The sequence below is a fragment of the Desulfosarcina sp. genome, from assembly GCF_041551955.1.
In the GTDB taxonomy this organism is placed as follows: Bacteria; Desulfobacterota; Desulfobacteria; order Desulfobacterales; family Desulfosarcinaceae; genus Desulfosarcina.
Window position 1 is genome coordinate 1 of the sequence record NZ_JBFELV010000622.1, and the last position, 1,830, is coordinate 1,830.

General features: G+C 55.5%; 2 protein-coding genes and 1 pseudogene. 1 reads left to right on the forward strand and 2 read right to left on the reverse strand.

The features are described 5' to 3' along the window. The coding region (locus tag ABYV26_RS24945) for a hypothetical protein (RefSeq protein WP_372684050.1) at positions 1–216 on the forward strand (216 nt) is incomplete at its 5' end. Here ABYV26_RS24945 and ABYV26_RS24950 read toward each other — a convergent pair. Together ABYV26_RS24950 and ABYV26_RS24955 are read right to left on the reverse strand one after the other, a co-directional pair. Continuing rightward, a complete protein-coding gene (locus tag ABYV26_RS24950) occupies positions 213–1,253 on the reverse strand; it encodes a rod shape-determining protein (RefSeq protein WP_372684051.1) in 1,041 nt (346 codons plus the stop codon). The genes ABYV26_RS24945 and ABYV26_RS24950 overlap by 4 nt on opposite strands. A gap of 165 nt (positions 1,254–1,418) precedes the next feature. Continuing rightward, positions 1,419–1,830 (reverse strand): annotated as a pseudogene (locus ABYV26_RS24955) (serine hydrolase); the annotation flags it as partial.

Sequence of the window (1,830 nt, forward strand, 5' to 3'; positions counted from 1 at the left end):
CAGGAAGAAGTATTGATTCCATGTGTTCTTGACGGAATTGAAAAAAGCGGTGAACTGTTTTTGGAAGGGAGAAACAATAACAAGAACGCCCCGACCGAGACCGGAAGGCGCTTGGGTGTGTTTGCCGGTTATGGTCAAAAGGATGATGTTTACTGCGACCAGCACGATCACCAAGGCAACCAGAATCATCCTTTTGGAAAACATGGGGTCCGTTAAACGATGACAATCTGTTTGAGAATTTCCAGGCTGTCCAGCATTTTGCCGGACCCTAAGGCCACGGTGGACAGCGGATCCTCGGTAACGGTGATGGGGAGCCCGCTCTCCTCTCTGAGCAGCTTGTCCAGGTTCTTCAGCAACGCACCACCACCGGTGAGCACGATACCCCGATCCACGATATCGGCGGCCAACTCCGGCGGTGTCTGTTCAAGGGCGATTTTCACCGTTTCCACAATAGCTTCAATCTGTTCGGAAATGGCTTCCCGGATCTCCTCGGAGTCAATGGCCAGTATTTTGGGGATGCCGGTGACCAGGTCACGCCCCTTGACCTCGATGGTTTCTATTTTGTTGGGGTCGGGGTAGGCGTTGCCGATGGTAGTCTTAATGATCTCGGATGTACGCTCGCCGATGAGCAGGTTGTATTTGCGTTTGACATACTGGATGATGGCTTCATCCATCTTGTCGCCGGCCACCCGCAGGGAGCGACTGTAGACGATCCCGGCCAGAGAGATGACCGCCACTTCGGTGGTGCCGCCGCCGATGTCCACAACCATGTTGCAGGTGGGTTCAGTGATGGGCAGACCGGCGCCGATGGCCGCCGCCATGGGCTCTTCGATGAGAAACACCTCGCGGGCGCCGGCAGATTCCGCCGACTCACGTACGGCTCGCTTTTCCACCTGGGTGATACCCGAGGGAACGGCGATGATGATGCGCGGCCGGACAAAGGTGCGCCGGTTGTGAACCTTGTGTATGAAGTGGCGCAGCATGGCCTCGGTCACTTCGAAATCGGCGATCACACCATCACGCATCGGTCGGATGGCCACAATATTTCCCGGGGTTCGGCCGAGCATGTTCTTGGCTTCCATACCCACTGCCAGGACGCGGTTTTTGGTGCGATTGTCCGTTCGAACGGCAACCACGGAGGGCTCGCTGAGAACGATGCCCTTGCCTTTAACGTATACCAGCGTATTGGCCGTACCCAGGTCGATAGCCAGGTCGCTTGAAAAGACACCCAGAATGGAATCGATAAAGTTCATGCCGCCTCTTTTTCGTTTTGAATCTCAACAGCGCCAAAAAAGTCTTGCACGAGGGGCAACGGCAATGGGGCCGGCCTTTCTGCGCAGTGGACGAGCTCAAGGCACCGCTACCAGAAATAGCCAGTGATTTCAAGACTTGATTTGATGAATTCGGCTTTAATCCAATTAGATTTCAAAATGTTCCATGATCCGGTCGTGGATGAGGGGACGGAATTGACCCAGCCGGGTGTTCCAGCGAAACGGATGCACCCGGTTGGTGAGTAAAAGAATGCAGGCCTCTTTGTCCAGGTCAAGCCAAACAGAAACCCCCGTGAAACCCAGATGCCCGACGGAATTGGCTGAGAAATAACGGCCCGCGCTGGAATGTTGCGTCGATGGGCGGTCAAAGCCCAGCGGCAATGAATGTTTATCCTTCCCGGTGAAGATGTCGCCAAGGATTTGCCTTGAAAAAATGGATGCTGACGAACGGCCCCGGAAATCGGCGACCAGGGCTCGAAGGAGCCCAAAGACGGCCACGGCCGTGCCGAACAGGCCGGCGTGTCCGTCAACGCCTCCGGCAAACCAGGCATTGTCATCA